The organism is Bacteroides sp. (assembly GCF_029057325.1).
GTDB lineage: Bacteria > Bacteroidota > Bacteroidia > Bacteroidales > Bacteroidaceae > Bacteroides.
The window spans coordinates 1-7,156 of sequence record NZ_JAICZW010000205.1; the positions used below are offsets into that span (position 1 = coordinate 1).

A 7,156-nucleotide genomic window follows, 5' to 3' on the forward strand; every position below is an offset into this window, starting at 1 on the left:
TTATATGACAGTCTTAATCAAGTTGCTTTTTTACTTCATCTTTAGCTTTGTCATAATCCTTTTTTACTTCTTTTTTTAACTTCTCCGTACCTTGCTGCACGTCTTTCTTGGTTTCTTTCCAGGCATCTTTGACTTTGTCGGCACCATCCTCTATTTTGTCAGAGGCCTTGTCTAATGCGTTATTTACGTTTTCTTTTGCATTTTCAATCTGTTGTTCTGTCCGGTTCTGTTCTTTTTTGTCCCGACAGGATGATGCGGATAGTGCAAATAAAATTGTCAGTGTGATAAACATTATCTTTTTCATATAGTTCTCTATTTTTGCTTGTTATACAATATGCTTTAGAATTTCCGGTGGAGAAACCAGTTCTCCACCGGAATGAAGATTTAGACTTCATACTATCGGAAATTCAAGTTATTTCTTTTCCGATTTTTTGTTTGAAGCTGCAGGCTTACTTTCTTTAGCTTTGCTTTGGGTACACTTTTTGCCACCCTTTGCTTCCATCTGTTTTTTTTCGTTCTTTGTTGTCATAAAATTTAGTTTTTAAATTAAACAATAGTAGAACTGGAAGTCTTATTTGTTTCCGTTCTTAGCATTTCCATATTCACACCAACGCATTTCTCCTTTAGGGATATGGGAGAGTATCTCGCTACTCCGTTCCTTGGCTAGTTTTTCATCTATTTGGCGTACTTCCTTTTCTGTACGTTTGGTGCCTTCAGGTTTACGTTGGAGTAATCCGTCAGTACTTCTGACTTCCTCCAGTGGATTCTCAATATATTGCCATTCTTCTTTGAGCCTCGTACTTTTGCCTTCGTTCCAAGGTCCGCGGGTTTCCTTTCCTTTGGAATTATTGAAATAAAGGTTGCTGTATCGGGGGGATGTTTGGAATACTCCCGGAGGAAAGTTAGGTTGAATAGTTTCCAGAGCGGCCTCAAACTGTTGAAAATGGGTCACTTCGCGAGTCATAAGGAACATGAGCGTTTCTTTCACAAGTGGGTCATCCGTAAGTGGGATAAGGTTTTCGTAACCTATTTTGGCACGTGCTTCGCCAGCCATGTTGGAACGCAGGTCCACTGTCAGGTCAGCATTGGCCGATACATAGGTGGCACACCATGGGTTCCCGTTGCTATCGGTCAGTACGGGACTACCGGGAGCTGTTACCAGAAACGCAGGATTGGTGAAGGCTTGGTGGATGAGATCCTCTTTGCCTGCTTTTCCTCCCATCATAGTACGCAGAGGAGTCTCTTCCAACACATCCTTCATTTCTCCGTTTACTGGTCCAAGGAGCATCTGGATGGTTGCACCTACGATTTCAAGATGACCGAACTCCTCAGTGGCAATATCCATGAGCATGTCATATTTGTCAGGGTAGGGGTTGTGGCAACTGAATGCCTGTACAAAATACTGTAGAGCGGATTTCAACTCACCGTTGGCCCCTCCGAATGCCTCAAGCATCACACGGGCAAAACGAGGATCCGGCTGTGATACACGGGCATTGAACTGAAGATCTTTTACATGATAAAACATAACAGATTCATTTTTAAGTTAATAATTCAGGTTGATTTTAGATGTACATCTGTATATTAAAGATAGGAATATCCTTACCGGGCCGTATATACAGACCGGGATAGGTTTGTCCAATCAAGTCAAGAGGGTAAAATTGTCGGTAGAAATATAAATGAGAAAGGATCGGAGAAAATAAATTTTATTCCTCGAGTTTGTCCAGTTCAGACATATATTTCTTTATATAATGACAATTTCCGTCGCATATCCTTTTCCGCACTCCCACGAAATGGGAAGAGTCCATACATTTGTTTCCGAACAGACAGCTGCACCTGAGCCTATACGCTTCCAAGCTTTTATTCCTCTCATCCGTACGGCCCTCTGTATAGGCGGACAGGCATAGCGTGTACAATTCTTCATAACTCTTTTCCCGCAGGGATGCGGGAGTATATTGGTATTTATTGTTCCATTTCATATTCATTAATCATTAATTCAGGTGAAATGGATCGGGAAGTATTGAAAATACATCCCGTAATTTTAGTTGTTTGTTATAGTAGCCTATTTTTGGGATTCTAAAGCAACTGCATGAACTTTGCTTTTCAGATTATCAGCCTTTTCGGCAATGTCAAAGGCCGCATCTGCAACCTTGTCGGCGGTTTTGGTACTTGCATCCAGTGCTTTGTCTCTCACGGTTTCTGCAAAGCTTTCAGCACGATCGGCAATCTTTGCCATGGCATTATGAATTTTCTTTTTTAGCATCTTGGCTTTTGCCGTACGTGAAAAACGTTGAGCAAGTGCTCCGATGGCCGAACCTATTGCCAGCCCAATCAAAAAGTTAGATTTACTAGTTTCCATAATTAAAATGGTTTAGGTTAATAAAAAAATTAAATATCAGTTCTCTTCGGATGACGAAAGAAGGATATGATCCACAATAATAGAACAGCACCAATAACAGAGGTGAAAAGGCTACCCAGAAGGCCTGTGGTAGTAATTCCCAACAAGCCGAATACCCAGCCACCCAATACGCCACCTACAATACCTACGAGTAGGTTAATGAGAAGTCCGAAACCGCCTCCTCTCATAATCTTGCCGGCTATGAGTCCGGCAACGATTCCAATGATAATGTACCCAATAAAATACATAATATTAAGTTTTAGTTAAAATAATACTATTGGAACAGATGGCTTGAGGAATCATATCAGACGGAAAACCATCGGTCCCGTTTTGGAAAAAAAACATGCTGTGTAAGAAAATAGTTTGGGTGTAAAAAAGGATTTAACAACAATTGTCATTTTAATAATAGGCTGGTGGGCATATTAGTATTGTTTACATGTTTATCCTATGTCGTGTTTTATTGCCAAGTAACTATGCCATGCAGTCAATACTCCAAACTTGTAATAGATAAAAATGTGGATTAGTATTTTGATAATAAATAATGTAACTACATATATAGTTCTTTCTGATGGCCGTTGGCTGAAGAGGTATAACAACCGAAGATACCTTGATGCTATGGTATTGAATTCTCTCAGAGTATAAGTAAATATAATCCTTCTTTCATCGTTATAATCTACACATATAAGATTTATGATATAGACCGGATGCGGCATAATGACATTCTTTTCTTTAATTGTCAAGATATATATACCATGTTTCAGTACGCTACTGGGATTATAGAAAATACCACGTTTGCTCCGGCTATGAACTTCGACAACTCCTTAAAGATTGTCAAGGCGATATTTCTGAATCTTGTTAGGTGTAATAACCATATTGTAATCATGATTCTTTAATTAACCGATACATCGTTGCAATATCCTCCGATGCCATTTCAAATTTTGATTTCTCAATCAGGATGTTTTGCCCTGTCATTATATAGGATGGAATGATGCGAATGCCGTTATATGAAATTTCGGTATTGCGCAATTTATAGGTAGATACGCTTGGAATGGCATTCTTCTTGGTTGCCTTCTTGCTTATCATATTAAAGGCTTTCTTTGCCACATCCCCCATAAGCATAATAACTCTGACATTGGGAAACAATGCAAGTTCTCTTTCCAGATAGGGCAGACTTTCCTCTATGCTCTCTTTTGAAACGGCATATTCGGTTTTGGGCATCTTAACGGCGTTGGTGATGTAAATCCCTTTGTTCAGGATATCCAGTGCGGAATGCACCTTTATCCCGGCTTTTTGGAATAACGGAATTGTTGTTGACATATACGTGGCATCCGGTTTTCCATAGAAATCATCTTCCGGACATGATGGAACAATTTCATTTATCATGATTGCCCGTATCGTTTCCGGTATAACGTTCACGTTATTAAAATCCAAATCCACTGTATCTCGGGAGAATAGCTGTAATTCTTTTTGTATATTCATCATGATTGAACTACTTATGTTTGTTTAATAATCAGTAGGTTGGCTGATGTGTCTTTCGCAGCTTTACGGTTGCGAACAAATAAGTTATGAGTAGTTATCCAACCAACCTAACTGAAAACAATGGCAAGTTATCAAAAATATAGTAGAATCACAAGAAAGAACCGGGAAAAAAGTGTCTCAGGGCATGGCTTTTTCATTTACGGGAGTATTACTTCTAAGCCTGCTGGTCGCCAGATAACTCCTGTTAACTCCCATTGACTCCTTTAAATACAAAAGTCGTGGGAATTAGCAGCAAAATGCACGGGCATATTTGGTAGCTTTAGATAAATGTCCTACTTTTGCAGCCGAAAGAACAAAAAAAGGAGTTTTGTAATCCTCATCGGAGGGCAGAATTATGGAATGCCGGATAAGATGACTGGGTAAAACCAATCACTTATCCGGCATTTTTTCGTCGAATCAGAATGTTAAAAGATAGAATATGGAAAGAGATGCTATTGATTTGGGAAATGTAAATGTATTCAAGTTGTTTAACAAGTATTTCATTCCCACACTGCTGGGTATGTTGAGCATGTCGGCGGTAACGGCTATTGACGGCATTTTCGTGGGGCATGGCGTAGGAAGCGATGGCATTGCTGCCGTCAATATCTGTATTCCGCTATTGATGCTTTTTACGGGAGTGGGGCTGATGGTCGGTGCCGGATGCTCCGTGGTGGCTTCCATACACTTGTCACGGGGAAAAGGAAAAGTGGCACGGATGAATGTGACACAGGCTTTATTGTTCGCCACGTTGGTGACATTGGTTCCATCGATAGTCATCTTGTTGTTTCCCGATGCGACAGGGCGTTTACTTGGTTCATCGGAACATTTGTTGTCATTGGTAAAAGACTATTTGTGGTGGTTCGTGCCTTCGCTATTGTTCCAGATATGGGTCTCTATTGCGCTTTTTGTTATTCGGTTGGACGGTGTGCCACGGTTGGCGATGTGGTGCAATATTATTCCGGCAATCGTTAATATCGGGCTGGACTGGTTGTTCATCTTTCCCTTGAGATTGGGGGTGATGGGAGCTGCGGCGGCTACGACAATAAGTCTGTTTATTGGTGGATGCATCAGCATGGGATACCTGCTTTTTCATGCTAAGTATTTGCGTCCTGTCCTGCCTAAATGGAGTGGTAAAAGCTTGCGTCTGTCGTTGCGTAACATCGGATACCAATGCCGCATAGGTTCATCAGCACTATTGGGAGAGAGCACTATGGCCATACTGATGTTCGTTGGCAATCAGGTGTTCATGCATTATCTGGGCGATGACGGGGTAGGTGCGTTCGGAATTACATGCTATTATGCTCCTTTTGTTTTCATGGTGGGCAACGCCATCGCACAATCTGCACAACCTATTATCAGCTACAACTTTGGAGCGGGACTCTATGGTCGTGTGGCAGCGACGGAGCGTATCGCCCTGTTTGCAGCAATAGTGTGTGGAACGGTGGTGACATCGCTTTTTACATATTGTCCACAATACTTGGTTGGCCTGTTCATTGATTCTGCGGTTCCTGCGGCACGAATCGCCATTAACGGGTTTCCGCTCTTTTCTACAGCTTTTGTCTTCTTCATTCTGAATCTGACAGCAGTGGGTTACTACCAAAGCGTAGAGCGCATCCGCCCGGCCACTGTCTTTGCCTTGCTGCGCGGTATGCTCTTCCTCGTTCCGAGTTTTCTACTATTGCCCAAGGCATGGGGTATCAAAGGTATCTGGTTGGCATTGCCCCTTTCCGAGGTTGCTACTACGATGTGTATCGTCCTGTTTTATCTTTATCAAAGAAGAGGGTGTAGAGTGAAAAAATAATATCAACAACCTGTTGGCGGAATTAAATCCGCAAGGAAATAACTTCTGCTATTCCCCCTATATTTCCTGGTTTGACAGACACTTGCATCTGTCGTCTCAAACACTTGTGTCTGTCAGCTTGAACACAAGTGTTTGTCACGCTGAACACAAGTGTCTGTCAACTCATTTTTAAGTATCCGATAATCAGCATATTAGAAAATCTCAGAAAGCGGATCTACAGTACCGTACTGAATGAGATTCACTATACGATTCATTCGATATTGTCTGAATTGTCTATAATTTCGTACGATATTCCTGTTGGGCAGGGGCTTTCTTACGCTTTTTATAGGACACCTTCCAATTTCAACAGGCTCCGTTTGGCATCCAGTCCGCCTCCATAACCTGTCAGCGAATGGTCACTGCCGATAACGCGGTGGCACGGGGCGAATATGGATATTGCATTTGCGCCGTTGGCATTGGCTACCGCACGTACCGCTTTAGGCATACCGATTCTTCGTGCCATTTCTCCGTAGGAGATTGTCTGTCCAAACGGAATACGCAGCAATTCGTTCCATACGATTTTCTGAAAGTCCGTTCCGACAAATAACAACGGCACCTCAAACTCTTTTCGTTTTCCGGCAAAGAAATCATCAAGCTGTTCCACGGCTTTTTCAATCACTGCCGATGTTCCTTCCTCAAACGTTGCGTTCAGCATTCTTTTCACCCGTCTGTCCACGTGGCCGCGATGTTTTTCCACCTGCCAGTCGCACAAACAAAGTTTGTTGCCGAACGAGCCGAGCATCAATCCGCCGCATGGCGATTCATAACGTTTGGTCTTAATAATATATTTCTCTTTCATATAGCTTTCATGCGGTCTGTAACCGCTTTTAAATTTATGTATGCGAAAGGCATAAACGCTTTATGGCTGCACTTTATCTCCGGTGGTGCGATTATTCTTTCAGCCTGAAATGAAAACGGTGTCCCTCAAATACAGGTTCTACAATGTCGTAACGCACGAACTTGGCAAGCAGATGTTCGGCGGCACGTCGGGAGATGTGTGCCAGCCGACAATAGCGGTTCAGCGAGAGGTGGTCGTTCTCTTCCAGCAGGTTGAGCAGCAGCTGTTCCCGTTCTGTGTATTCCATCAGTTCGCCTTGTGGACTTCCGCTCTGTTGCCAGACACGCAGGTGAACCGGAGTTGCCAAAATGTTTTCGTCCTCAATGCGCAGGTAGGCAAGTTCTTTTCCGGTTTCGTCTTGAGCATATACGGGTTTCTGCATGCTTTCGTCAATTTGCGCAACTAGGATGCTGCGTCCTTCCACGTGGTAGGTCTGTGTATGGTAGCTCACTTTCGGACGGCAGTAAAGTTCGGCGGCGGCTTCTAACATATATTGTTCCTCTTCGGAGCGCACGCCTGCAATCTTTCCGTTGTCTTTCACCCCGATAAGCAGCCTTCCCCCGCT

The 7,156-nt window shown here is 42.6% G+C and carries 9 protein-coding genes; 1 reads left to right on the forward strand and 8 read right to left on the reverse strand.

The window, feature by feature from the left end:
- Positions 1 to 13 precede the first annotated feature (13 nt).
- From K2G43_RS13205 to K2G43_RS13230, 6 genes are all read right to left on the reverse strand, one after another.
- The gene (locus tag K2G43_RS13205) at positions 14 to 304 is read right to left on the reverse strand and encodes a YtxH domain-containing protein (protein ID WP_300156012.1); all 291 of its coding nucleotides are present in this window, start codon (positions 302 to 304) and stop codon (positions 14 to 16) included.
- 267 nt (positions 305 to 571) lie between these two features.
- On the reverse strand, positions 572 to 1,525 hold the full coding sequence (locus K2G43_RS13210; protein ID WP_300156015.1) for a manganese catalase family protein: 954 nt from the start codon (positions 1,523 to 1,525) through the stop codon (positions 572 to 574).
- 178 nt (positions 1,526 to 1,703) lie between these two features.
- Complete coding sequence (locus tag K2G43_RS13215) at positions 1,704 to 1,976, reverse strand: hypothetical protein (RefSeq protein ID WP_300156018.1); 273 nt, start codon at positions 1,974 to 1,976, stop codon at positions 1,704 to 1,706.
- An 83-nt stretch (positions 1,977 to 2,059) separates the two neighbouring features.
- Complete coding sequence (locus tag K2G43_RS13220) at positions 2,060 to 2,356, reverse strand: YtxH domain-containing protein (protein ID WP_300156021.1); 297 nt, start codon at positions 2,354 to 2,356, stop codon at positions 2,060 to 2,062.
- A 29-nt stretch (positions 2,357 to 2,385) separates the two neighbouring features.
- On the reverse strand, positions 2,386 to 2,643 hold the full coding sequence (locus tag K2G43_RS13225; RefSeq protein ID WP_300156024.1) for a GlsB/YeaQ/YmgE family stress response membrane protein: 258 nt from the start codon (positions 2,641 to 2,643) through the stop codon (positions 2,386 to 2,388).
- A 631-nt stretch (positions 2,644 to 3,274) separates the two neighbouring features.
- On the reverse strand, positions 3,275 to 3,877 hold the full coding sequence (locus K2G43_RS13230) for a uracil-DNA glycosylase family protein (protein WP_297645231.1): 603 nt from the start codon (positions 3,875 to 3,877) through the stop codon (positions 3,275 to 3,277).
- A 475-nt stretch (positions 3,878 to 4,352) separates the two neighbouring features.
- On the opposite strand from K2G43_RS13230, the gene K2G43_RS13235 reads away from it, so the two are divergent.
- Positions 4,353 to 5,714 (forward strand): MATE family efflux transporter, encoded by a 1,362-nt coding sequence (locus K2G43_RS13235; protein ID WP_297645234.1) that lies wholly within the window; start codon positions 4,353 to 4,355, stop codon positions 5,712 to 5,714.
- Positions 5,715 to 6,036: 322 nt separating this feature from the next.
- Here the strand turns inward: K2G43_RS13235 and K2G43_RS13240 are convergent, their stop codons facing one another.
- Both K2G43_RS13240 and K2G43_RS13245 read right to left on the reverse strand, forming a co-directional pair.
- On the reverse strand, positions 6,037 to 6,552 hold the full coding sequence (locus tag K2G43_RS13240; protein WP_297645237.1) for a methylated-DNA--[protein]-cysteine S-methyltransferase: 516 nt from the start codon (positions 6,550 to 6,552) through the stop codon (positions 6,037 to 6,039).
- Between the two features lie 91 nt (positions 6,553 to 6,643).
- Positions 6,644 to 7,156: ATP-binding protein (locus tag K2G43_RS13245; protein ID WP_300156029.1), on the reverse strand; the 513-nt coding region annotated here is incomplete at its 5' end.

Coding starts and splice junctions, on each gene's coding strand:
- K2G43_RS13235 (WP_297645234.1), top strand. CDS start 4,353: ATGGAAAGAGATGCTATTGATTTGGGAAATGTAAATGTATTCAAGTTG.
- K2G43_RS13215 (WP_300156018.1), bottom strand. CDS start 1,976: ATGAAATGGAACAATAAATACCAATATACTCCCGCATCCCTGCGGGAA.
- K2G43_RS13210 (WP_300156015.1), bottom strand. CDS start 1,525: ATGTTTTATCATGTAAAAGATCTTCAGTTCAATGCCCGTGTATCACAG.
- K2G43_RS13230 (WP_297645231.1), bottom strand. CDS start 3,877: ATGATGAATATACAAAAAGAATTACAGCTATTCTCCCGAGATACAGTG.
- K2G43_RS13220 (WP_300156021.1), bottom strand. CDS start 2,356: ATGGAAACTAGTAAATCTAACTTTTTGATTGGGCTGGCAATAGGTTCG.
- K2G43_RS13225 (WP_300156024.1), bottom strand. CDS start 2,643: ATGTATTTTATTGGGTACATTATCATTGGAATCGTTGCCGGACTCATA.
- K2G43_RS13205 (WP_300156012.1), bottom strand. CDS start 304: ATGAAAAAGATAATGTTTATCACACTGACAATTTTATTTGCACTATCC.
- K2G43_RS13240 (WP_297645237.1), bottom strand. CDS start 6,552: ATGAAAGAGAAATATATTATTAAGACCAAACGTTATGAATCGCCATGC.